This is a genomic window from Pseudovibrio sp. Tun.PSC04-5.I4, assembly GCF_900104145.1.
Taxonomy (GTDB): Bacteria; Pseudomonadota; Alphaproteobacteria; order Rhizobiales; family Stappiaceae; genus Pseudovibrio.
The window spans coordinates 1,323,819-1,347,175 of the sequence record NZ_FNLB01000006.1 but is presented as its reverse complement, the minus strand read 5'-3'; the positions used below and the strand labels follow the sequence as shown (position 1 = coordinate 1,347,175).

21 protein-coding genes and 1 pseudogene are annotated in these 23,357 nt (G+C 48.7%); 13 read left to right on the top strand and 9 right to left on the bottom strand.

Annotated features, from left to right (window positions below):
- Window positions 1–72 precede the first annotated feature (72 nt).
- Complete coding sequence (locus tag BLS62_RS11260) at window positions 73–330, top strand: hypothetical protein (protein ID WP_093180646.1); 258 nt, start codon at window positions 73–75, stop codon at window positions 328–330.
- Window positions 331–564: 234 nt separating this feature from the next.
- Window positions 565–1,077, top strand: a complete 513-nt coding sequence (locus BLS62_RS11255; protein WP_159436524.1) for a Tn3 family transposase — start codon at window positions 565–567, stop codon at window positions 1,075–1,077.
- A 475-nt stretch (window positions 1,078–1,552) separates the two neighbouring features.
- Here BLS62_RS11255 and BLS62_RS11245 read toward each other — a convergent pair whose 3' ends face one another.
- Window positions 1,553–2,458 carry a LysR family transcriptional regulator gene (locus BLS62_RS11245; RefSeq protein WP_093180639.1) on the bottom strand — a complete coding sequence of 302 codons (906 nt, stop codon included), beginning with the start codon at window positions 2,456–2,458 and terminating at the stop codon, window positions 1,553–1,555.
- 153 nt (window positions 2,459–2,611) lie between these two features.
- Here BLS62_RS11245 and BLS62_RS11240 point away from each other — a divergent pair, with 153 nt between their 5' ends.
- The 10 genes from BLS62_RS11240 (at window position 2,612) to BLS62_RS11195 (ending at window position 11,872) form a co-directional block, all read left to right on the top strand.
- On the top strand, window positions 2,612–3,637 hold the full coding sequence (locus BLS62_RS11240; protein ID WP_093180637.1) for an ABC transporter substrate-binding protein: 1,026 nt from the start codon (window positions 2,612–2,614) through the stop codon (window positions 3,635–3,637).
- 4 nt (window positions 3,638–3,641) lie between these two features.
- Window positions 3,642–4,445 (top strand): ABC transporter ATP-binding protein, encoded by an 804-nt coding sequence (locus BLS62_RS11235; RefSeq protein WP_093180635.1) that lies wholly within the window; start codon window positions 3,642–3,644, stop codon window positions 4,443–4,445.
- Window positions 4,445–5,254, top strand: a complete 810-nt coding sequence (locus tag BLS62_RS11230) for an ABC transporter permease (RefSeq protein ID WP_093180633.1) — start codon at window positions 4,445–4,447, stop codon at window positions 5,252–5,254. The genes BLS62_RS11235 and BLS62_RS11230 overlap by 1 nt, the downstream gene beginning before the upstream one ends.
- A gap of 71 nt (window positions 5,255–5,325) precedes the next feature.
- Window positions 5,326–6,693: an FAD-dependent oxidoreductase gene (locus tag BLS62_RS11225; protein WP_093180631.1), complete on the top strand. Its 1,368-nt coding sequence runs from the start codon at window positions 5,326–5,328 to the stop codon at window positions 6,691–6,693.
- A 27-nt stretch (window positions 6,694–6,720) separates the two neighbouring features.
- On the top strand, window positions 6,721–7,887 hold the full coding sequence (locus tag BLS62_RS11220) for a CaiB/BaiF CoA transferase family protein (RefSeq protein WP_093188778.1): 1,167 nt from the start codon (window positions 6,721–6,723) through the stop codon (window positions 7,885–7,887).
- Complete coding sequence (locus BLS62_RS11215; RefSeq protein ID WP_093180629.1) at window positions 7,884–8,660, top strand: enoyl-CoA hydratase-related protein; 777 nt, start codon at window positions 7,884–7,886, stop codon at window positions 8,658–8,660. Before BLS62_RS11220 ends, BLS62_RS11215 begins: the two co-directional genes overlap by 4 nt.
- A gap of 11 nt (window positions 8,661–8,671) precedes the next feature.
- Window positions 8,672–9,010, top strand: coding sequence for an indolepyruvate ferredoxin oxidoreductase subunit alpha (locus BLS62_RS11210; protein WP_093180626.1), 339 nt, complete (start codon window positions 8,672–8,674; stop codon window positions 9,008–9,010).
- 27 nt (window positions 9,011–9,037) lie between these two features.
- Entirely contained in the window at window positions 9,038–9,922 is an 885-nt protein-coding gene (locus BLS62_RS11205) for a dihydrodipicolinate synthase family protein (protein ID WP_093180623.1), read from the top strand.
- Between the two features lie 19 nt (window positions 9,923–9,941).
- Window positions 9,942–11,378 carry an aldehyde dehydrogenase family protein gene (locus BLS62_RS11200; protein WP_093180620.1) on the top strand — a complete coding sequence of 479 codons (1,437 nt, stop codon included), beginning with the start codon at window positions 9,942–9,944 and terminating at the stop codon, window positions 11,376–11,378.
- Between the two features lie 14 nt (window positions 11,379–11,392).
- A complete protein-coding gene (locus BLS62_RS11195; protein WP_093180617.1) occupies window positions 11,393–11,872 on the top strand; it encodes a deoxycytidylate deaminase in 480 nt (159 codons plus the stop codon).
- Window positions 11,873–11,902: 30 nt separating this feature from the next.
- Here BLS62_RS11195 and BLS62_RS11190 read toward each other — a convergent pair.
- Window positions 11,903–12,349: pseudogene (locus BLS62_RS11190) on the bottom strand (transposase); the annotation flags it as partial.
- 349 nt (window positions 12,350–12,698) lie between these two features.
- Between BLS62_RS11190 and BLS62_RS11185 the strand changes: the two are divergent.
- Complete coding sequence (locus BLS62_RS11185) at window positions 12,699–12,959, top strand: hypothetical protein (RefSeq protein ID WP_093180612.1); 261 nt, start codon at window positions 12,699–12,701, stop codon at window positions 12,957–12,959.
- Window positions 12,960–13,423: 464 nt separating this feature from the next.
- Here BLS62_RS11185 and BLS62_RS30745 read toward each other — a convergent pair whose 3' ends face one another.
- From BLS62_RS30745 to BLS62_RS11145, 7 genes are all read right to left on the bottom strand, one after another.
- Window positions 13,424–14,104 (bottom strand): hypothetical protein, encoded by a 681-nt coding sequence (locus tag BLS62_RS30745; RefSeq protein ID WP_143521542.1) that lies wholly within the window; start codon window positions 14,102–14,104, stop codon window positions 13,424–13,426.
- A gap of 1,048 nt (window positions 14,105–15,152) precedes the next feature.
- Complete coding sequence (locus BLS62_RS11170) at window positions 15,153–15,680, bottom strand: nitrous oxide reductase accessory protein NosL (protein WP_093180603.1); 528 nt, start codon at window positions 15,678–15,680, stop codon at window positions 15,153–15,155.
- Window positions 15,677–16,507, bottom strand: a complete 831-nt coding sequence (locus BLS62_RS11165) for an ABC transporter permease (protein ID WP_093180600.1) — start codon at window positions 16,505–16,507, stop codon at window positions 15,677–15,679. Before BLS62_RS11165 ends, BLS62_RS11170 begins: the two co-directional genes overlap by 4 nt.
- Before the next feature lie 3 nt (window positions 16,508–16,510).
- Window positions 16,511–17,431 (bottom strand): ABC transporter ATP-binding protein, encoded by a 921-nt coding sequence (locus tag BLS62_RS11160; protein WP_093180598.1) that lies wholly within the window; start codon window positions 17,429–17,431, stop codon window positions 16,511–16,513.
- Complete coding sequence (locus BLS62_RS11155) at window positions 17,428–18,702, bottom strand: nitrous oxide reductase family maturation protein NosD (RefSeq protein ID WP_093180595.1); 1,275 nt, start codon at window positions 18,700–18,702, stop codon at window positions 17,428–17,430. Before BLS62_RS11155 ends, BLS62_RS11160 begins: the two co-directional genes overlap by 4 nt.
- A 13-nt stretch (window positions 18,703–18,715) precedes the next feature.
- A complete protein-coding gene (nosZ, locus tag BLS62_RS11150; protein WP_093180592.1) occupies window positions 18,716–20,623 on the bottom strand; it encodes a TAT-dependent nitrous-oxide reductase in 1,908 nt (635 codons plus the stop codon).
- A gap of 75 nt (window positions 20,624–20,698) precedes the next feature.
- Entirely contained in the window at window positions 20,699–22,792 is a 2,094-nt protein-coding gene (locus BLS62_RS11145) for a NosR/NirI family protein (RefSeq protein ID WP_208990815.1), read from the bottom strand.
- Window positions 22,793–23,357: the final 565 nt, after the last annotated feature.

Sequence of the window (23,357 nt, the reverse complement as noted above, 5' to 3'; positions counted from 1 at the left end):
CATAGGGGCTGACGTCAGACAATCAAAGAGCAGAACCGTGCTGGGAAACGGAATCCACCGGACGTTGTGCCTATGCCTTTTGCTGCGAAACACTGGAAGTCGTTGATCTTCAAGGATGGTAAGCCAACGCGCCGGGTTTATGAAACCGCGGTGATTTCCACTTTGCTGGACCTTCTTCGTGCCGGAGATGCTTGGGTTAAAGGAAGCCGGGATTATCGCCGTTTTGATGCCTACCTGATGCCTAGGGCGGAAGCATCCCATGTCATGAGTAAAACCGGCTTACCAATTGATGGGCGGGGCAGCTCCGCACCCATTTGGACTAACGGTTAAGAGATGTTGAATGCAAGCTGAAACGTGGCCAGTTAGAAGGCGTCAGACTTGAAAATGGGCGCTTGAAAATTACGCGCATGACCCAATTGTGTCGCCAGTCAGTGAGCAGCTTGACCGTGCGATTGATGTTGTCATGCCCCGCATCCAAATTACAGACTTGTTATGGAATGTTGCTCATCACACCAGCTTTCTGGGAGCTTTTACCGATTTACGTTCACCAAACCAGCGGCAGTTTTGGCTTCAGTACTGGCAGGAGCAACAAATCTTGGCTTGGAGCGCATGGCGCAGGCCTCCGAAAACGTGACGCATGCGCAATTGTCTTGGGCCTCAACCTGGTATCTGCGCACCGAAACCTACACCGATGCCTTGGCAAAAATTATCGATGCTCATCACAATCTGCCATTGGCCCAGATCTGGGGACAAGCTGATCACACCTCTTCTGATGGGCAATTCTTTGCCTCAGCCCGCAACTCAGGTGAAATCAACGCCAAATATGGGCTTGATCCAGATTTGAAAATCTATTCTTTTTTGTCAGGCCAATATGGTTCTTTTTATTCAAGCGTGATCGGAGCCACGTCCGGGGAAGCTCCGTTTGTGCTGGATGGGCTGAAGGGGAATGCGGCTCAGTTCAATCTGCTTGTGCATTACGTTGATACCGGAGGGGGATCGGATCACGTTTTTGCTATGCTCCATCTGCTCAGGCTTAAACTTGTCCCCGATTGCGGGACTTTCCTAATCGGCGATTGAGCTGTTTTGGAAAACCAAACGCATGGAAAGGCTTGTCTTCTATCATCAGGAAACCGGTAAACGAGGAAGTTATTCTGAGACAGTGGGGAGATATTGTCCGCTTGGCAGCGAGCGTCAAAAGTGGGTCCTTAAAACCCTCAGCACTATTGAGAAAACTAGGAACCTACCGTCAGCAACACCGGCTTTATCTTGCTCTGGGAGAAGCTGACTTTGCTCATTCCCAGAGCATATTTATGATCGATCCACAGACGCTCAACAAAAGCGGGCAATGGCCCTTAATCTTGTTATTGCGGCGATTATTTACTGGAATACGCTCCGCCACGCCAGAAATGCGAAAAAGTTGGCGTCTCCGTTCTTAATAAAATGACAGCCTTGGCGCGCGCGATGTTCCAGCTTGTTTCATAATGCCCAGATTCATGGGGTTGGGAAAGATATAAGCAAAATTCTGTTTATGCAACACTGCCCTTACTTCCGGTCATGGCCCAAATCGAACGCCTTTGAGAACGCTGTCCGCCTCCGCGACAAACAACCTTCTAAGAGGGTCAATGTTTGTACTTGCCGAAATTATCAGCCCCACCCGATATTTTCTAAGAGATTTCATCGTAAGAGGCACGAACACCAATTCTTTGTTTGCGACTTCTTCCATGAAACCAATTTGAGTGTAGACTCCAAGCGCCCTGTTGCTCTTGATTGCCAGCTTCGCGATAGCGAGTGAATTCGTGTAGGTGTGGGTTGTCAAATATGTCGTCGCCGACTTCATTTCCTGATCAAGTAATGATTTATTTCCCCGCGCATCAATTGTCCTCACCAACGGATATCCATCTAAATCCTTCAGTTCTATGGTGCTTTTACCAGAAAGCGGGTGATCTGGACGCATAATGATGCCGAAAGGCGCTGCTTTCTCTAGGACTATCCGCAGGTCTGGGTGATATTCCTTGGTGAAATTGATACCGATGTCAGCGGTGCCAAGTGCAACTGCCTTATTGATCTCATCAGGTTGTGCTGCTGAAATTGAAAGTGAAATTCCAGGGTATTCCGAACAAAACCTATCGAGGATTTTCGGAAGAATGCTGAATGTAAAAGAGTCTATTGTTTGGATGCTGAGATGACCGGATCTCAAATCCCGAATATCTTGAATAATCGCTTTTACATGGTCAAAATCATAGAGGGTCTTTCGGCAGTGCTCTAACACAATTTTTCCCGCAGCAGTCAGTTCAACCCCCTCCGGAGAGCGGTCAAACAGCTTGACGCCCATCTGCTCTTCAACACTCAATATTTTTCGATTTACCGATGTTGACGTTAAATTGAGAACATTCGCAGCTTTCCGAATTGAGCCTTGTTTTGCAATCTCGTCCAAGTATTTTAAAAAGTTACTGTGCATATTATCTGGCCTGTTATGCGGTGCGTAATTTGCACCACTGTTAGGCAAATTAAACACTTTAGGCCTCGCACACAAGCTGCGTAAAGTGTTCTTACGGGGTGGAACTGACCGCAGAATTTAGCCCCCCAATGATTACAAGCTTTGGGAGGAATTATGTCTATATTTAATGAACCGAACCGTCGTGTTCTGCTGAAAGGCATCGGCGCAGCAGCAACGGGAACGCTTTTGGGTGTTGGAGGCGCTAACGCACGAGGGCTTTTTGAAGTAAACATGCAGCTTGGCTGGCTCGCCTCAAATGGCATTCTCGGAGAAGTTGCCGCTGACAAGCTGGGATACTACGAAGACGCAGGTTTGAGCCTCAAAATTATTGCGGGTGGCCCAAACATCGATGGCGTTGCAACGGTCGCATCAGGCCGCGCAAATCTGGGCTCTATCTCTTCCAGCCCATCTTTGATGCTGGCGCGCGCTGCGGGCATTCCAATCAAATGTATCGCCGCAGGATACCAACAACACCCTTTCACATATTTCTCATTGAAGGATAATCCAGTCAATTCACCAGCAGATCTCATCGGGAAAACTGTTGGGACACAAGGGACTGCTCGCATCCTGCTCCGGGCTTTGCTTGCCAAAAACGGCATATCTGAAGACGATGTTAACGTGACGGTTATGGGCGGCGACATGGCGGCCTTGATGACTGGACAAGTTGATGTTGTGACTGGCTGGAACACCAACATCAATGCCCTCTCAGTCCTGGGTGATCAGCGCAATGACATGACACTTTGGGACGCAGGCATCCAGCTATATGCAAACCCCTTCTATGTTACAGACCAAACCCTTTCAGAAAATCGCAAGCAGGTTGAAGACATGATCCGTGTTTCAGCTAAAGGCTGGGGCTGGGTGCACGATAATCCAGAACAGGCTGTTGAATTTCTGGTCGAACGATACCCCAACCTGAATCTGGAATCTGAAAAGAAGGCCGTTTCACTGATCCGGGCGTTCTCGTTTAACGAAAACACTGCACAAAACGGCTGGGGCACAATGACCCGTGAAAACTGGGAAGCTCAAATCAACATCTATGATCAATTAGGTCAGTTTGAAGGTAATGCACCGAAATTGGATGACTTGGTGGACTTCTCAGTTCTAGAAGCAACTGCGGCAGACCGCCCGAAGTTCGGATAAAGCCATGAATTCGGCTGCGCAAAAAATCAGCACAGCAACCGGATCTATCCCGGTTGCTGTATCGCTGAAGAATGCGTCGGTAAAGTTTGGGCGCTTTACGGCGATAGAAAATCTCTCACTTGAAATCGAGGCAGGTTCATTTCACACCATTCTTGGACCGTCAGGCTGTGGTAAATCGACCATGCTTCGATTGGTTTCAGATCTGGTTCCAGCAGCAAGCGGCGAAGTCCAGATATTTGGAAAGACAACGGAAGAAGCGCGGTTGGCGCGGGAGTTTGCCTTTGTTTTTCAGGATGCTGCGTTGCTGCCTTGGCGGACGGCACTGCAAAACGTTCAGCTTCCTTTGGAAATTGGCAAGAAGCGAGGCGTTAAAATCCCGGTGAGTGATCGCTCGCCATCTGAACTGCTTGCACTGGTTGGACTGAAAGGTCGCGAAGACGCTCTTCCACACGAACTGTCTGGCGGCATGCGCCAACGGGTTGCTATCGCACGTGCGCTGGTGTGCAAACCAAAGTTGCTCCTAATGGATGAACCATTTGGCGCTTTGGATGAAATGACACGTGACCATCTCAATCTTCAACTACTGAAAATTTGGGCGGACACCGGCGTGACAATTCTGTTTGTCACACATTCAATCCCCGAAGCTGTCTTTCTTGGGCAAAAAGTACTGATGTTGCAAGCCCATCCAGGTCGGCTACGCGAGATCGTGGACATTGATTTACCCTACCCCCGCGAAATCAAAATCCGCGACACCCAAGAATCCACACGTCACGCAGCATATCTGCGCGAGCTGCTGGAGACATGCTAATGGAAAATGTACAGATTAATGACGAAGCACAGGCGTTCGACTTTGGCTTCGACAGGCGTGCGATATGGCGTGAAAAAATCCTAGGGATTTTAATTCCAGGTGGGACACTCGTCATGCTGCTGTTGACATGGCAAATTGGGGTCCGGTTCTTCGAGATACCGACCTACATCGCGCCTGCACCATCGGAAGTCGCCTCAACATTCGTTCACAAATTCCCGATCCTGCTTGAGAACTTCTGGCCCACATTATTTGAAAGCGTGTTGGGATTTTTAGCTGGTAATACAGCGGCAATCCTTATTGCGATTGCATTCGTGCATTATCGTTTGGTTGATAAAGCATTCTTCCCAATTGCAGTTTTTATTAACACCATCCCGATCCTTGCGATCGCACCAATATTGGTCCTAATTTTTGGAAACGGACTAACCGCAAAAGTTGTCATCGCCGGCCTTATTTGCTTTTTTCCAACCCTGGTAAATATGGTGCGCGGCTTGCAAGCTGTTAGCGATCAATCCTTGGAGCTTGCGCGCATACTCTCCGCATCGAAGTCCGAAATATTCTGGAAAATCAGGCTCCCTTCATCCCTGCCCTTTTTGTTTTCTGCACTCAAGATTGCAGCGACCACCTGCGTCATCGGAGCAATTGTAGGCGAATGGGTCGGCGCGGATGTTGGTTTGGGCGCTTTGATCATCGATTCCACGTTCAATTTCAGATCTTCGTTGTTGTACGCCACCGTCTTTATGTCCTCCGGCCTCTCAGTATTTCTCTTTGCGACAGTTTCAATCGCTGAGCGACTGATCGTGCGCTGGTAGCAATTTAATGCAAACAAGAAAATCACCGGCAACGTACTTATGACGTCGCCGGATAGAGAAAGAGTGTCAAAATGACTGAACGGCATACAGATTTCGTTATGTCAAAAAGTGAGCAAGTACCCGTCGTGAGCAAGACAGACGTGGTGGTTGTTGGAGCAGGGCCAGCAGGTTTATCAGCGGCGGTTTCAGCAGCACGGCTAGGTTGTTCCGTGACATTGGTTGAACGCTATCACCACCTTGGTGGGCAAGCGTCGGGCGGGATGGTTCTTGTTCTTGACGATATGGTCAATACCGGCGCTGGAGATCGCCCTGATGAGATTGTTACGACAGGTATAGTGACAGAATTCGTCGACCGGATGAAAAGCCAGGATGCAGCGATCTATCCGCCATCCGAGGACTGCGTAAAAAGCTGGGACATGTGGCAAAAATGGTCCCGCTGGGGCTGTATCAATTTCCACGAAACAGGCATGCCTCAACCTATTATTCACGCAGTGGCATTTGATCCTGATGCGTGGAAGCGTGTTTCTCTTGATTTGGTGCGCGAAGCCGGTGTTCAGCTCCGATTGCACAGCTGGTTTTCGGAGGCAATTGTTGAGGGTTCCAAAGTAAAAGGTGTCATCTGCCAGACAAAGGTAGGACGCCAGGCGATCATGGCGGACATGGTTGTTGATGCCACAGGCGATTTGGACTTGGCAGCATCAGCGGGTGCTGAATACACAAAAGGCGAGTACATCGTCACCACCGTATTCAGGTTATGTGATGTCGATACCGATCGCGCTGAGGCCTATGAGTACGAAAATCCCGAGGAATACAAAAAACTGGACCGCCAAGCCCGGCGTATTATTGGCGGTGCCTGGGGTATGTGGTGGCTGAAAACACCATTGCCGGGGATAGTTTGGTGTAACTGCCCGCATATGCCGGGGTACGACGGTTTGACACCTGAAGGGATGGTTCAGGCCGAATACCAAGGGCGCGACCGAATGATGGCACTGCTCAAATTCGCGCGTGACAATATTCCAGGCTTTGAAAATGTCAAAATGCTGGGTGCTGCAGAACAGCTCGGCGTCAGACAAACGCGTCTCCTTAAGGGGGAATACATCGTCACCAAGGATGATGTCACAAGCCGCCGTCACTTTGCAGACAGCGTATGCCGTGGGCGCGATTATTACACGCCGTACAGGGCGTTGCTACCCAAGACTATCGACAACCTCATCGTCGCGGGCCGGCATTATTCGGTGGACTCTGACGCACAAAAATCCTCACGCGAGATCCCGCCTTGCATGGCGCAGGGGGAAGCGTCGGGTGTTGCAGTTGCCCTTGCATTACAAGGCAGCACTGCCCTTCGGGATGTTGATGCCACACTGATTCAAAAACAAATGCGCGCCCAAGGTGCTGATCCGGGCGATATCCCCTCGGAAAACGCTTTGGTTGAAAAATAAGAGATGGAGGATCAATCTGTGACTGAAATTAGTGGACACCCGCTGGATGGCGTGCGGATTTTAGATTTCACCCAAGTTATGCTCGGCCCCTGCGCCACGCAGATGTTGGCTGATTTTGGAGCCGACGTGATAAAATTGGAACGTCCTGGGTCCGGCGATCTGTCGCGAAGCTTCTATGGTGAAACCTCGGTTGAAGCGATGAACAATGCTGTGTTTTCATCGCTGAATCGAAATAAACGATCTATCACCATCGACACAAAATCGGATACAGGCAAGCAAATGGTCTATGACCTTGTGCGCGCTTCCGATGTCGTTGTTGACAATTTCCGAGCAGGCGTCATGGATCGCCTCGGGTTTGGGTATGAGACGTTAAAAGCGATTAATCCAAGGATCATCTGCGCCTCGGGCACGGGCTTTGGTGAAACCGGACCTTATGCACACAAGGGCGGCCAAGATGTATTGGCACAGGCCATGAGCGGCGTAATGGAAAAGACATCTGACCCTTCAATTCCCAAGTCGATCTATCCAACCACGTTGTGTGATTATTCCGCCGGTATGCACCTTGTCCAAGGTGTACTTGCCGCCTTGCTGGCACGTGAAAAAAGCGGTGTCGGTCAAAAAGTCGGTGTTTCCCTTTACGATTCCATGATCGCAATGCAGATGCAGGAAGCTGCACAATGGAGCAAACATCGTGAAGTCCTGAATTGGGCGGCCATGCCACTGACAGGCGTTTTTGAAACCACGAATGGGTCTTTGGTCGTCGTCGGCGCCTTTAAGATCAATCCGCTGCAGGACATTTGCACAGCCCTTGGTATTGATGACCTGTCTCCAACATATCCAGATTTATCCGCACAGCGTAAAAACAAACCATTCTTACAGAACGTGTTTCGAGAGAATTTCGCAAAAAACACAACACAATATTGGCTAGAGCGGCTTGAAGCGCAGGATTTGCTATGTGCTCCAGTCCGAACTTTGGGCGAAGCGCTGGAAGATCCGCAAACTGCGATCAATAATATGTTGCTTGAAGTGGATCATCCCATCCTCGGTGACGTTACATTCATTGGTTCGCCAGTTCATTTGAGTGACGCACCTGTCTCTGTTCGCCGTCCCCCTCCTCAATTGGGCGAGCACACCGAAGAAGTCATTGCAGAATTCAACTTACGCGCTCCACATGTTGAAAAGGTTGCATCATGACTGTCCAACTAATCCTCAAAGATGGTGTGGCAACGGTAACAATAAACCGCCCCGACAGAATGAATGCAGTTGATCAGGAAACGGCTGAGCAACTCGAAAGTATCTGGCAGAAAATTGAAGCCGATACATCAGTACGTTGTGTGGTTTTAACAGGGGCTGGTGAGCGTGCCTTCAGTGCCGGTGCAGACTTGAAATCAGAGTCTGATGCAAGCGGGCTGGAATATTGGGCATCCGTTAATCCCAATGGTTTTGGTGGCATTGCCTCGCGTCAAACACTGAACGTCCCGATAATCGGTAAAATCAACGGATTTGCACTTGGCGGCGGCATGGAGATGGTCTTGGGTTGCGATATCGTTATCGCAACCGACGACGCTCGTTTCGGACTGCCCGAAGCCAAGGTCGGGCGATTGCCGATGGCAGGGGGAATGACGATGTTGCAACGCATGATCCCTGAAAAAATCGCTGCCGGGCTGATGATGACAGGTCGCATGATGTCGGCTTCAGAAGCCAAGCATTACGGGCTTGTCAATGCGGTTGTGCCACGGGCTGATCTGGACGCGGAAGTCGCAACCTGGGTCAAAGATATTGTGTCATGCGCCCCGCTGTCTCTTGCCTCCATCAAGCGAACGATCCGCGACACCGCGCATCTGAGCATCGAAGCCGCGAGTTCCATCAATTTGCCGTCTACTCTACGCGCACTTTTGAGCGAAGATTCCGAGGAAGGCGTAACCGCTTTTCGCGAGAAGCGGGCACCAGTCTGGCGCGGAAAATAGAGGAGGCGCTTGTGGCACTGATTATTAAAGGGGAATGCATCGACGTTAAAGATGGGGCGTGTACGAAGGTCTGCCCAGTAGATTGCATCTATGAAGGTGGGCGAATGTTCTACATTCATCCAATTGAATGCATCGAATGCGGATTGTGCGAAACCATCTGTCCAGTTGATGCCATCCGGTACGACGACGAAGTTGCGCCCGATGACATGGAGTTCATTCGCGTTAATCGAGAGTATTTCGAGGATACAGTCACAGGTCTTGGTGAACCTGGTGGGTGGAGTAGTTCAAACACGACAGAAATTGATCATCCAATAGTTGCGGCAGCGCCAATAATTGCCCCTCAACAATGACTTCAAGTTAAAGATTAAGGAATTGAGATGCATGGTATTATTGCAGCTGTACCCACACCTGTGGATCCAAATGGCCAACCGCAAAAGGCGATGTTCTTGGAACACTGCCGATGGGTCTTAGAAAACGGGTGCGATGGGTTAAATATACTTGGCTCTACAGGGGAAGCGAACTCATTTTCAGCAACAACGCGCAAGGAGATCATGAGCTGGACGGCCACTGAGCTGGACCAGAACAAGCTCATGGTCGGAACGGGAACCCCCTCCTTGCAAGAAACCATTGAGTTGACGCTGGCAGCCGACGACCTGGGCTATCCAGTCGCTTTGGTCTTGCCCCCCTATTACTACAAGCCAATCACAAATGAAGGACTTGTTGATTGGTACAACCGACTGAACGCTGCCCTTGGTGACCGCAAAATTGCAATCTATTTTTACAATTACCCTCAGATGACGGGAATGGAAATTCCGATTGAAGCCATTGAAACTTTGCATAAATCCGCACCTGACCGGTTTTGTGGGATCAAAGATTCCTCCGGAAATCTGGAGTATTGCAGAGCGATCAGCAGCGCCATGTCGGGCATGAAAGTGTTCCCAAGCTCGGAGACGTCCCTTGGCGAAGCCGCACACTCAAATTTTACCGGATGCATTTCCGCAACCACAAATCACACAGGCCAACTCTGCGCCAAAGTTTGGGCCAACCGACACAATGATAATTCTGACCAGTTAAGGACCATCGGGGAAATTCGGGCGCAAATTGCGGGGCCATATCTCGTGCCCTCGATTAAATACCTGGTTTCAAAACGAATGCGGAAAACAGCGTGGGAGCACGTCCACCCGCCTTTTTGTCCATTAAACCAAGAAACCAAAAGTAAACTCGACGAACTGGCGAGCCAATTGAGCTATCTGTCCGAATAAAACACGAAAGCATAGTGAAATGACAAAACATGATAGCCTGATTAATGGGAAATGGCAGAAGCTTGGGGACTACAAACCCAACATTAACCCATCGGATACGGAAGACGTCATCGGCGAATACTCCTACGGTGATGCGTCCAGCGTTGAGGCTGCGGTTGCTGCGGCCAAATCGGCACAGGAAGCTTGGCGCAACTCCACCCCGCAGCAACGGTTTGATCTACTGGATGCTGTTGGCAACAAACTTGCTGAACGGAGCAAGGAAATTGGGGCCTTTCTTTCCAGAGAAGAAGGAAAGACGCTTGCAGAAGGCGTTGGCGAAACCATGCGCGCCTCTCAAGTGTTTAAATTCCATGCAGGCGAATGCTTGCGTCAGGTTGGTGACCTGCAAGCCTCAACTCGGCCAGATATCGACGTTGAAACAACACGGGAGCCCGTTGGCGTGGTGGGGCTGATTACGCCGTGGAATTTTCCGATTGCCATTCCTGCCTGGAAAATTGCTCCGGCACTGGCTCATGGCAATTGTGTGATTTTGAAACCAGCAGACCTCACGCCGGGGTGTGCGCACATAATCGCTGAATTATTGGTGGAATGTGGTTGCCCCAATGGCGTGTTTAACCTTGTTATGGGGCGTGGGTCCACTGTGGGCGAAGCTCTCATTTCCCACCCGGACGTTGACGCAATTTCTTTCACCGGTTCTGTCGCAACCGGACGTCACATCGCAGAGGTTTGCGGAAAGCAATTGAAGAAAGTTCAGCTGGAAATGGGTGGTAAAAATCCCATGGTCGTTATGAATGATGCGGACCTTTCAATTGCCGTGCCTGCCTGCATCAACGGGACGTTCTTTTCTACCGGACAACGTTGCACGGCTTCATCACGCCTGATCGTAGAAGCTGGTGTTCACGATGAATTCGTGGACGCCATGACAAAGGCGATGTCTAACCTGAAAATTGGGGACGCACTTGATCCCTCCAGCCACATCGGCCCTGTGGTGGATGAAAAGCAACTTTTGTCCAACCTGAAATACGTCGATCTGGCGCGCTCCGAAGCGGCCGAAGTCATTGGTGGTCAACGTTTAGAGCTTGGCAAAAACGGCTTCTTTCAGGCCCCAGCCCTGTTTTTGGGAACCGATAACGCGATGCGTATCAACCAGGAAGAAATTTTTGGTCCGTGCGGTTCCGTGATCAAAGCTGCTGGCTTTGAGGAAGCAATGGCAATTGCCAATGACACACCTTTTGGTCTGACTGCCGGTATTTGCACATCAAGCCTAAAAACTGCAAGGGAATTCAAACGTCAAGCGGATGTGGGTATGGTGATGGTCAATCTGCCGACAGCCGGAGTTGATTATCATGTCGCATTTGGGGGGCGCAAAGGGTCATCTTTTGGTGCTCGTGAACAGGGGCGTTATGCTGCTGAATTCTATACGACTGTTAAGACAGCCTATTGCTTTGCTGGTTGAATAAAGGAAATCACATGCCTGACACGTCTAAAGATGAACAATGGAACACTCGCTTTTTGGAGGTGTGCCAAACCGTTGCAAGTTGGTCTGATGATCGCGACAGGCATGTGGGTGCTGTTATTTTTGGACCCGGCCAAGTGATCCTTGCGACCGGGTATAACGGGTTACCACGCGGTGTAAGTGGCGCGGATAACACCCGGTATGATCGAAAAAGTGGCGAAAAATTCTTCTGGGTGGAACACGCCGAAAGGAACGCGATTTACAATGCAGCCCGGACAGGCACAGCACTGCAATCCAGCACAATTGTCATCAACCGGTTCCCTTGCGCTGATTGCGCCAGAGCTATCATCCAATCTGGAATCTCTGAGGTGGTTTCACCTCCACCCCCTAAAAACGATGGCGCTTTGGATCACAGCTTTGACGTGGCAGAGGTAATGCTTCGAGAAGCAGGGATTGCGATAAAACACCCTCCACAGTTCAAAAATGAAAGCTGAACTCAAATTTTTCGGCATAATTCACTCTCTGGTTTTATTGGCACACGTCAAGCGCACCAACCAATCGGCAATCAACGCATTCTCGTCAATTAAAATCCGCATGTAGCGATAACAACGCGGACTCACACCAGATGTACGACACGCCAAAATAATCGATACCTGTTTGGCCGCAACGGCTATGCGGGCTATCTCTTTACGTTGAGACGGCCTTAGTCTTTTTTTTCCAAGAGCTTCTTTCGAATGTTCGTTTTGTAGGCTGAGCTCTGCGTACATTTTCATGAAGCGGCGCAGTTCATCCTCCGCCTGCTTCATCGACTGGATCATAGGCGCTTCAAGGCCACCATACTTCGAACGCCATTTATAACAGGAGGCTGCGCTCATGCCAGGCTCACGGCACAGTTGAGCAACTGGAATGCCGCCTTCGTTCTACTTCAATATTGCGACAATCTGCGCATCGCTCAAACGATATTTCATCATAAAATCAATCCTCAATATGACGCAACTGGATCCTCAACCTGGTCCTGCAGTCCAGGAACCGTTATTGGATCTCCAACGTTCTCTTCCGTCAACTCACCGTGACTGTGAAAGCTCTCGTTATACTCCGATCAGTTGAATCCACCATCTAGCTTTGGGAAACTTGTGTCGGCGATCGTTATTGTTTTAGAACGGCATAGACAGGATATTTAGAGAAGGAAACTTCAGTCAAGATTACGCCAAAGCCCGAGTTATGCAACAGCGCTGAGTTGAGTATTCAGAACGCACTTGTACCTACGCAGGAACCCTGTATTTTCATCATTATTGTTTTGTTCCATTGGAGTTTTGATTTATGGATTCGGCCTCCCAAACTCTTCAAACTAATGAAAAAACGCAAAAAGCACCGGTTTCAACGGAGCAGCGCTACAGTGAGTTTCTGACGCTTATGGAAACTGAAGATCTTCTGGCTTTTGTAAAAGCAGCTTCCTTGGAAGAATTCGGTTTTGAGGATTACAAAGCGATCACGTACGCTCAGCAGGAAATCATTATGGACCGGCTTCGGCAAATGCTCGTTGTTGTGCGACATATGAGGAGCCATCATCAGGATGCGTAGCAGGTTCATCAAGAACTGCCCAATACATGGTGCACACAGAGCCATTCATGGTGATTTTATCACTGAGATACTCTCTCTGTGGGAGCGCGCCGGTGGGAAAATGACAGATGATTTTTTCCCCTACCTTGAATACCTTGTTCAGTTCAAGGGTGAATACGTTCTAGAAGATACGCCTGAGATTATTTATTCGGGCAGTAAAACACTTGCTTCAAAAGTGTTAGGTGACAAATGGAATGGCTCTTCTGAAGAGATAAACTCTGATCTGGATCTCCAATTTCGGAGTTATGTGGCTGAAGGATACCGAGCTGCTGTTTCTGATCACCACCCCGTATTAGATGTCATCTCCTCTGATTTGCGCGTGAGTGAAACAGAAAGTGTCTGGGTTACGTACTCACGTTTGGTTTTTCCGATGCATTTAAAGACGGGCAAGGTTCTGCTTGCGTCCCTTGCCCTTCCTTTGCAGCCTATTGAGATAATCGGTATGCAAGATCTTCCAGATCTTCAGGGGAACTTCCCACATACCAAAGATCGTGGGGGATTTCTTTTGGATAGCGTTCCCAACGCAAGGCCATAGGCTTGATCATTCCCCATTCATATTTGGAAGCTAATCCTTTGGTAACGTGATCATCGACCATGAAGCCATAGACGAGATCCGGTTTCCAATTCACCCAACTTAGCAGCATGGCAAGTTGGACGAGATCTTTTGCAAGACCCAACCCCCGTTTATCTTTGGAGACCCACAGTTCCCCCAAATATGCGACCCGGCCAGGTTGCTTATTTGCAAAGGAGGGTTGTTCATCCTTCATACAAGGCATACCACCGTCTTCATGAGTGTAAATGCGTTGAAGATGAACTTTCCAATAATCGGCGAGAGACCATTCCCCCAAACTGTCTAGCCGTGCTGCACAAACACCAATTGTTTTACGAGAAAGAGTTTCGCCTGCCTCGCATATATATATAAAAATGGAATTCTCCGGTGGGATGGTATTAAAAGTAACACCCACATTCTCTCCGGGGCGTTTACCAGTATCTTTCATAAAATATGCGTAATTCATCTGATTGTTGTCAGTGAATATCTCTAAACCGTGTTCTGAAATACGATCACGCAGTTTAGTTATAGCTCTAGCACAAGAGATAATATCCATTCCGAACTACCTATAATTTACAGATTTTGCCGCTTATACCAATTCAATGAATAGCGATCGAAACACTTGGAAATACAATGGAATGCTTCGTGGTATGTGCCTCTTGAATTGGCGGGAGTATTCGTCCTGTTCTTCGAGCACGGAAGCCTCAGATTTCCTGAGGATTATTTTGACGCCATGCATAAGAATTCATTTAGTAGGACACTCTATTGGTACCGCACAATGCAGCCTATCACACTGAATATTAAAGCGTATTTGGTAGGTTAGTGATCACTATTTCAAATATATGTATGTTTCAGTTTGCTCCAATATTGGATTTATAATCCTTTTCAATCGATAAAATATAATATATGGATTTATAATCCAATTTATTCTTTATTAGTCGCTGTTTGCCGTCCTGGAGTAGCGCTGAGTGAGAAGAGAAAGGTCCCTGCTGGTGTAGTCATCTTCACAACTTTTTGGTAACTACTTAAAAACTCGCTGCGATATATCCATTGTGCCACAGTGCCTACTGCCAAGTGACGTAACTACTTTTGCACTTAGCCAATTTTAGTAATTGCTTTTAGTTCTCAACTTGAAAGAACTCTTATGCCCTTCGAATTTAACCGCGCTGACAATTCTAATAGTACTGCAGCTAATCATTCGCATGCGCGGACTGATATCATTGGTGACATGCTAAAAAATGCGACTGCTTGTGAAGCAGATGCATCTTCAGACCTAGATTTCTTAAGTCTATTTTCAGCAGACATAGCGCAGAGTGCTCTTGTTCTCGGGTCTATCGTCAAGCATAAACCTAGTGAAGAAATGGGTTATGTCTGCGGTGAGACTTCATTGATTTGCGGCCATCGATCTTTGAAATTTCGAACCTTTGATAGCTCTCCAACTGAAAGTGTCACGTGCACTCCAGAAGATCTAATCGTCATCGGAGATCCCAGCCTGAAAGTTACCTATTCAGGCAACCACGAAAGCTAGTTGTTTCGGCAATACTTCAAAATTAAAAAAACGCCCCAATTGGGGCGTTTGATCTTTGTACCGTATGCATTCAAAATTAGCTGTCAGATGCATCGCTTAGTTCAAATTCTACTGGACTAAGTACGTATTCGTCTGGGATGTCTGTTAGGCGAACGACCTTACCGCCTTTGTCCTTTGCGAAGTTATCGGCGCCTTCTTTAGACCCAAATGGAATTGCTTCCGGTGCCCCCATGCCACCAATCTGCGAGCTTTCGATCACGAAGTATGCCTGATCTGCATCCACCCAGTTGTTATCTCCCGGCTGTTTCCAGCTTTCAGCCTTGTCCATGTCGTTTACATAGATTGCGACGTAGTCTTTGGATTCTTCAGGTAATCTGGTGAAAGCTACCGCATCTCGTACCTGCGAGAACCAGAGGGGAAATGGACTTCCAGCTAAGTGGATCTGTGCCTTCGGGCCATCATGGTCGAGCACAGTCATCTGGCAATAAAAGCCAGCCGCTTCTGTGCTCAATTCCATGGCTACAGGTTTAGTGACTGTTTCTTTTTCCTGACATGCTGCAAGCAACAAGGAAAGACCTGCAATTGCTATGATGTTCCTTATCATGGGGAAACCCTCTTAAGAAGCAGGATTGCGCCGGACATTGCTACTCCAACAAAGACAAGGATGGAAAGAAGAGCAGCAATCGGCGGGAATGGAAGACTATCTGCAACTCCGGCCATACCGCCAACCATTGCGTTAGCGTCAAGTGCTGACAGGTTGAAGAGACGGAATGCATCAGCCGGATTTGCAAGGAGCGCATACGGGAACACACTGGATGCAAAGAAACCATCGCTGTCGGTCACCAAGGCACCAAGCAGAGCCAAATCGTATAGCACGATCAACACCAACCAGATGCCGATTGCCATTGCTGCGGCAGTCGTCACCTGACGAACCAGGCAACTTACGATGTAACCCAGAGCAAGAAAGGCGAGGCCAAGAATTGCAGATGTGCCAATCAGGCGGGCAAAATCAATCAGCCCGCTGAAGTCACCACTCCCAGTTACGGCCAGTAAGACAGCTGTGGAGCCGTAACCCAATGTGAGAGCGAGCAGAAGAACGCAGAGATGACCGATTGCTTTACCAATCAAGAACTCGCTGCGTTTAATCGGAGACGAAAAAATCAGCAACAAGGTTCCGCGTTCGATCTCTCCGGCGACAGCATCAAATGCGAGCAGCAGTGCAATCAACGGCACCAGATAGACTGACAGGCTGGAAAGTGATGCAACGGTGATGGTCATACGGCTCACGTCCAGCGTACCGGCGGGTGCAGAACCGAGAAGAGCCAACGCCAATGAAAAGGCGCTCAGGATAACCACTGCCAGCAAAATCCAGCGGTTTCTCAAGCCGATCCGAATTTCTTGATGGGCTACAGTAAGAATACGTTGAAACATATCTTAGGCCTCCCCTGCTTCATTTTTGGAATGTGCTTTTTCAGAGAAGTGTTTGTAGACGTCATCCAGAGTTGGCAGATGGACGTCAATGTCTTCGATCATTGAACCAAGATTTGCCACCGCTGCAATCCGCGCAATTTTATCTTCGTGTGCGCACAAAATTTCAACGGACCGGCAATTCACCGGTGTACCGCCAAGTCTGATTGCCAACTGCTCGGCAGGCTCTTCCTTGGCTTTTACTTTTAAACGGATTGGAAGTCTGGCTGCGGTACGCAGATGATCAAGCGTATCATTGGCGACCAATTTACCTTGCGACATAATCAGAATTCGATCAGTCCGTGCTTCCATCTCTGTGAGTGCATGGGAGGACAGCAATACAGTGGCACCATTGGCAGAGATTTCAGTCACAAGATCGTAGAAATTCTGGCGTGAGATTGGATCAAGTCCGCTGGTTGGTTCATCTAACAAAACCAGTTTTGGCGTTCCAATCAAGGCCTGAGCCAGACCGAGGCGCTGACGCATGCCTTTGGAATACGTTCCAACACGGCGCTTTCCAGCTTCAGCAAGCCCTACTCTTTCAAGCAGTGCTACAGCTTTCTTTGAATCTTCACCCTTGAGCTTTGCATAGTACTTAAGGACTTCAACGCCAGTCAGGGTTCTTTGGAATGCAACGGACTCAGGTAAAAATGCAGTTGATGCACGGGCATGGTTGCTGCCAGGCTCTGCACCCAAAACTTCGATCCGCCCTTCATTTGGTTTTAAGAAACCAAGTGCCATTTTGAAAAAAGTTGTTTTCCCTGCGCCATTGTGACCTAAAAGTGCGACCCTTTCTGCACCTCCAAGTTCAAACGACAGATTTTTAACAGCGTCCCGTCCATCGAAGGTTTTGCGGACGTTCTCAGCTCGAAGAACTAAGTTATTCATCTTCTTGCTCCTGCCTTCGGCATTGTTATTTCCGGTGGGTGCATCAGCGGCTTTGTATCCACGATTCCGCCGGGCAAAAACGCTGGGAACTGCGACTGTGTCCAGCTCAACAGCTGTACTGCAGGGCTTCCGGTCAGCAATTTCGCTGCAGGCTGTGTCCAGAGGATCTGATCAACCATATCGTTGGGACGATAGGCTGTATCGGCAATGCCATCGCCGTTCATGTCAAAAGCTGAATGGTCGCTCCAGAAGTTTCCGCGCCCCTCATAAGTCCATTCCAGATGCCGTGTGCCAACGTATTTCACCTGAGTTTTGTTACCTATGAAGGCATTATCTGAAAACTTGTTGTTTGCTGATCCTGCGGTGAAATGAACGCCGATTTCGCACCGTTTAAAGGTATTCCCTGACACTATGTTTTTGTTGGCGTTGTACATAAACAGGCACTTTTCGGGGGTGCCTTGAATGTAGTTGCCAGTAATGACCGCGTTGTTTGCATAGTTCAGCATCAAACCGTGATCCCGGTCTCCTTTGGAGATGTTATTTTTGATCGTCAGTTTGTTTGAGAACATCAGCGCATAACCGATGTTGTTGCCTACGGAAACATTGCCGGAAATAGTGCCTTTGTTGCCGTACATGTAATGGATAGCAAAACGGACATTCTCGAAATAGTTGTTTCTAAACGTATCTTTTGGACTGGTGTTAACGAACACGCCATCGCGGCCATAGCGAATGGTATTGTACTCAACCACTAGTCTTGGCGAATTCCAAACATAAATGCCATTACCGCGCTCATTTGGGCGCAAATCCTGCCGACCTTCAATCAGATTGTCAGCAATGTAGGCGTCATCTGGACCATGGGCATCCACACCTATGAGATTATTGAGGAATTTATTGCCAGTAATTCGGGCACGGTCTGCTTTTTTGGTCAGCTTCACGCCCGCATCGAGAGTTTCATTAGAAAGACCTGAACCGGTGATCACCAGCCCATCGACGACCACATCTGGTGCTTCGACAGTAATAACTGAGCCTTTGCCATTGCCTTTAAGCTCTGCGCCTGGCTCACCTTTGAGCACCAAAGACCGATCTATAATGATCGGTCCCTGATGAATTCCAGCAGAAAGGCGCAAAACGTCTCCGTCCTGCGCCTTTTCTAAGGCGCGGGCTAAGGCATCGAGCTGTGCAGGAACAATGATCTCGGTGGCGTGAGCAGATAGCCCCACGCCAACCAAAGCCGTTGCCCCTAGCAGTATTTGCCAGAAGAACCTTGTCATGCCCGCAACTCCCTTATGCGTCGCGTGGCTCAACAAACATACGGCCGCGCATTTCCATGTGCAGTGCATGACAGAACCAGTTGCAGTAGAACCAATGAACACCTGGACGCTCTGCAATGAAGGTTACGGAGGCTGTTGCTTGCGGAGCAACTTCCATAGCCAGACCATAGTTAGAGATACAGAAGCCGTGTGTCAGGTCGTCTATGTCATCAATGTTGGTGACATAGATGGTGACTTCGTCACCCTGCTTAACGGTGAACTTTTCCAAAGAGAATGTTGGCGCATAAGAGCTGATGTATACGCGAACTTTGTTGCCGTCGCGGATAACATGTTCAGCATCTTCCAGGTCAACACCGTCAAGTTTTGCCTGAGCAACAGCATCTGCAAACATTGGGTCATTACGATCCCAAATAGATACTGGGTTTACAACAGAACGATCAACAATAATCACGTCATGCGGCTCAGCAAATGCAGGACCATCATGAACGATCTTCATTTCGTCGCCGGAGATGTCGATGAGCTGCTCGTTTTCAGGCTTCAAAGGACCAACGTTCAAGAAGCGATCTTTTGAGAACTTGTTTAGTGAAACAAGCCATTTACCATCTGCATCCAGAGTTTCACCCATGGATGTATGGTTGTGACCCGGCTGGTAAGCAACATCGATTTTAGAATGGATTGGATCGATGTCTTCACCATTGTATGCACGAAGTGCTTTGGAGACATCCCACTTCACCAACTGGCTGTCGAGGAATAAGGTTGTGTAAGCAAAACCGTTATTATCGAATGCAGTGTGAAGAGGACCAAGACCCAATTGAGGCTCAGCAACAACAGCAGAACGTGGCTCAGCACCATCAAACACAGCATCAAGCTTAGTTACGTCAATAACAGTTACTGTTGGAGACAGTTTGCCCGCAATAACAACGTGTTTTTTGTCTGGTGCAGTATTACAGCCGTGTGGGCTGTTTGGTACTGGAACGTATGCAGTGTATTTGGAGCCCTTACGGCCATCGAGAACAGGCACGCCGTTCAGCAGCTGGAAGTCGCCGTTTTTAACGCCTTCTTCGATGCGCTTGATGTTAAAGACAACACAATGGTCCATATCGGACGCAGTCATCTCTGCAAGGTTGGTACCCATTTCTGAGTTGTAGCTGGTCGCAAATGCGTATTTGCCCTGATAATCAGCATCACAATTATCGAGGTTTCCAGTAACAATTACCTGCCAAGAAACTTCCATTGTATCACCGTCAATCGCGGTGAAAATACAGCTGTACTTGTCTGGCTCATCTAGGATTGTGCCGTCGTTTACGAGCGGAGCCTCATGCTCACCGTTTGCGAAGACATACCCTGTACGAGGCCATTTTTGAGGACGCAGACCGTGAATATCATGTGCGTTTGGTACTTCGATGATCTTGTCCGTTTTCATAACGTCAAGACGAATACGCGCAACGCGTGTGTTTGCCTTATCGTTCACGAACAGGTAACGACCATCATAACGACCTTCGGTGAAGGACATATGCGGGTGATGAAGATCACCATTATCGTAGGTGTCTTTGCCCTGAGCTGCTAGAAACGCTTTGGTTTCTGGCAGGAGGTTTTCCTGAAGAATTTTTTTGGATTCATTAGTCTGACCCCAACCTGTTGCGGAACAGCGGTTGAACACTGGAATACGCATCAGCTCACGCATGGATGGAACGCCGAGAATGCGAAGTTCACCACACTGGCCTGAGGACCAGAAGCCGTAGTAGTCGTCCAGTTCACCTGGAGCTACAAACCCTTTGCTGCCTTCGGATGCCTGCGCTGCAGTGATACCACCAGCTGCGCTAGCGACTGCGACAGCACCCAAACCAGCAACAGCGGCTGTTTTAGCTGTGCCGCCAAGTAATGCGCGGCGTGACAAACTTGCTTCTTTTTTGTATGACATGAAAGTCTCCCTTGTAACTTACTCATATAGAACGGCAGTAAGCCGGTTGTTTGACGGAAGTGCCCTTTCCGCCTTTTAAATACCCGTCTGCGCTTCAAACTTCTTACGCTTGGTAAGCTTCTTAATGCAGACCGGACATTTTTCTGTGCTCTGATACAGAACCTGACAGTGCAGGCAGTTCAGACATTCGTTTGGATTGATGTTGCCTTCAGGGTGAATTGCCTGAACCATGCATTCCTTTTCACAGCGAGCGCATGGGTTGCCACATTCCTTGTAGCGCTTGAGCCAATCAAACATGCGCAACCGCGCAGGGATGGCCAGAGCTGCTCCAAGAGGGCAAAGGTAACGACAATAGAAGCGTTCAACGAACAGACCGACAATCAGCAGGACGACAACAAAAGTTACGAACGGCCATGCGCGTTGGAATTTGAGGATGATCGCAGTCTTGAATGGTTCAATTTCTGCGTAATGCTCAGCAAGAGCCAGTGAGTACAATGACATCCCAAATAAGCCCAGGAAGATCATGTACTTCAGTGGCCACAAGCGCTCATGCAGGCCCCAAGGAACCGTAATTTGAGGCACCTTGAAGAACTTGGCTATACGGTTGGTCAGCTCCTGAAGAGCGCCAAATGGGCAAAGCCACCCGCAATACGCGCCACGCCCCCAAAACAGAAGAGCTGCTGCCACAGCAAACCATAGAAGGAATACGAGTGGATCCATCAGGAATGCAGTCCAACTGAAATCAGTTGTGATAGCTGAGAAGAGCGCCAGGACGTTTACAACGGAAAGCTGAGCGTTTTGCATCCAGCCAAGCCAGAACAGAACAAAGGTCAGGAAGCCAATACGGAACCAGAATGTGAAGCGTGCAGATTTAGACACTTGCATCTGGAAGAAGAACACACCGGATAGAATTGTCAGCGCTACACCAAGAATGATGATGTCGAGTTGACGGTCATTCCAGATACGCTTCCATAGTTCAGGGCGAGTTTCCTCTATAGCCTGCGCTGAGGTGCTTTGTCCGCTGTTTGCAGCAGCAACTGCCGGAGCCTGCTCTACCTTCTTCAGGTATTGTGGAGGCAGCTGGTAGCCAAGATCGAAGGTCAGAAATGTCTTTTCGATGGCACCAATCGCGCGGTTGACCAGCAATTGCAGGCGGAACGGTTTGCTTGGATCAAAACCGGCATCACCTGGGATTATGAAGACGTCCAGTTCTTTAAAGGATGGGGCGTCGCTTACCTCAACGTCGCCCAAACGAGTGTGCTGGCGATCTCTGAAGCGGACGGAAATGTCATTTTGGATCAACTGAATGCGATCAAAAATGCCGCCGCGCACGTACCCCGTGCCTTTAAAGGAATAGCGCCCGCGACCAAGAACGACAATTGCGTGGTCGCCTTCCTTCATGCGTTTTTTGAGGTTGGCGTATTCCGCGTCTCCCAAGAGGGTCTTACCAACACTTGGGACGTCGGCAAGTGCCAAATACATATCAATGTACGGATCGGTTTCAGGACCTTTTTCCGGACGCTTGATTGCTTTGGGATTTCCCTGCTGAGCAAAGGCGGCGTTAATCTGGCCAACATCCATAGACAGGCGACGAACGGTGCCATCACCCGTCATACTCATCCAATTGGATACATCTTGCTTGGCGGGGTCAATAATGAATTTAGGACCGGTATCGCCAGTTGCAGTTTTTAATCCCCCCAAACCAAGTGTGCGGGCTACTTTAATACTGCCGCGAACAACGGAATCGTCAATCACCATAATCGTTACAGTCGCACCGGAGATAATATCCAGTTCGTGCGCAGAGCCGCCCTGCTTCACCTCATCTTTGATGTCTAGGCCGGCGTAGTTTTCTGTAACTTTTTTGATTTCACTATCGGGAATACCAATAAGAACGATTGGTTCGGCATGTTTTACCAGCTGAACACTGGTCAGAATGCCTTTCGGATCAATACCAACGAGTGTGTCAATTGGTTTGCCGGAATACCCCGTTGTGGAAACAAGGTCAGTGGTCAGGAAAACCCAACCCAGCACCTTATCTCCTGCCATAGCAGGGAGAACTGCGATGTCTTTGCGAAGCTCGCCGTACCTGTCAGCATTTGGGAAAAACTTTGTGACCTCAACCTTTTTTGCAAAATCGAGAACACGTGTGGAGGATTCTGTCGCGGCCATCGCATTGTGCGACACACTGAGAAAGAATGTTAGTGCTAGAAGTAGGACAGTGCGTAACCATGGAGCGCGCATAGCCGAGTAACCCAATTTCGTATGAAGAATATACATTAGTAGGTGCGCTTATTTGGAATGTAATTCTTTGCTACAGATCAAAAAGGGTTTGGGAGAGATCAGTCAAAAGACGCATCTCCACAGCTAATCGATATATCACAACTAAAAGTAGAATTAGTGGGTAAATCTGGAATAACAAGAAATGAAATTCGATGCAATTTATTGAATATATGCAGATAAATAGGAACATAGACGTTTCAGGTTTACCATCTCCTGCATGTGAAAATAGGTGAAACATCTGCATAAACACGTCGTTTTGAGGTGAATAGATTGTATTTCTACGGATAAATCGAGACAATATGCCCTAGTGATATCAGCATTTTTTCTTAGAGCCTTTCAGTTCGACGAAAATACGAGCGCAATTGACGCACTCATAGCCGGATATATGGGCTGCTCACAAAATATCCTTGCCGTTTGTTTTCTGTTTGTTCTACATATGTACATGCTTCGCTGA

Excerpts from the sequence above, each read along its gene's own strand:
- BLS62_RS11260 (WP_093180646.1), top strand. The coding sequence starts at position 73 with ATGCCTTTTGCTGCGAAACACTGGAAGTCGTTGATCTTCAAGGATGGT.
- BLS62_RS11245 (WP_093180639.1), bottom strand. The coding sequence starts at position 2,458 with ATGCACAGTAACTTTTTAAAATACTTGGACGAGATTGCAAAACAAGGC.
- BLS62_RS11240 (WP_093180637.1), top strand. The coding sequence starts at position 2,612 with ATGTCTATATTTAATGAACCGAACCGTCGTGTTCTGCTGAAAGGCATC.
- BLS62_RS11235 (WP_093180635.1), top strand. The coding sequence starts at position 3,642 with ATGAATTCGGCTGCGCAAAAAATCAGCACAGCAACCGGATCTATCCCG.
- BLS62_RS11230 (WP_093180633.1), top strand. The coding sequence starts at position 4,445 with ATGGAAAATGTACAGATTAATGACGAAGCACAGGCGTTCGACTTTGGC.
- BLS62_RS11225 (WP_093180631.1), top strand. The coding sequence starts at position 5,326 with ATGACTGAACGGCATACAGATTTCGTTATGTCAAAAAGTGAGCAAGTA.
- BLS62_RS11215 (WP_093180629.1), top strand. The coding sequence starts at position 7,884 with ATGACTGTCCAACTAATCCTCAAAGATGGTGTGGCAACGGTAACAATA.
- BLS62_RS11205 (WP_093180623.1), top strand. The coding sequence starts at position 9,038 with ATGCATGGTATTATTGCAGCTGTACCCACACCTGTGGATCCAAATGGC.
- BLS62_RS11200 (WP_093180620.1), top strand. The coding sequence starts at position 9,942 with ATGACAAAACATGATAGCCTGATTAATGGGAAATGGCAGAAGCTTGGG.
- BLS62_RS11195 (WP_093180617.1), top strand. The coding sequence starts at position 11,393 with ATGCCTGACACGTCTAAAGATGAACAATGGAACACTCGCTTTTTGGAG.
- BLS62_RS11185 (WP_093180612.1), top strand. The coding sequence starts at position 12,699 with ATGGATTCGGCCTCCCAAACTCTTCAAACTAATGAAAAAACGCAAAAA.
- BLS62_RS30745 (WP_143521542.1), bottom strand. The coding sequence starts at position 14,104 with ATGGATATTATCTCTTGTGCTAGAGCTATAACTAAACTGCGTGATCGT.
- BLS62_RS11170 (WP_093180603.1), bottom strand. The coding sequence starts at position 15,680 with ATGATAAGGAACATCATAGCAATTGCAGGTCTTTCCTTGTTGCTTGCA.
- BLS62_RS11165 (WP_093180600.1), bottom strand. The coding sequence starts at position 16,507 with ATGTTTCAACGTATTCTTACTGTAGCCCATCAAGAAATTCGGATCGGC.
- BLS62_RS11160 (WP_093180598.1), bottom strand. The coding sequence starts at position 17,431 with ATGAATAACTTAGTTCTTCGAGCTGAGAACGTCCGCAAAACCTTCGAT.
- BLS62_RS11155 (WP_093180595.1), bottom strand. The coding sequence starts at position 18,702 with ATGACAAGGTTCTTCTGGCAAATACTGCTAGGGGCAACGGCTTTGGTT.
- nosZ (WP_093180592.1), bottom strand. The coding sequence starts at position 20,623 with ATGTCATACAAAAAAGAAGCAAGTTTGTCACGCCGCGCATTACTTGGC.
- BLS62_RS11145 (WP_208990815.1), bottom strand. The coding sequence starts at position 22,792 with ATGGCCGCGACAGAATCCTCCACACGTGTTCTCGATTTTGCAAAAAAG.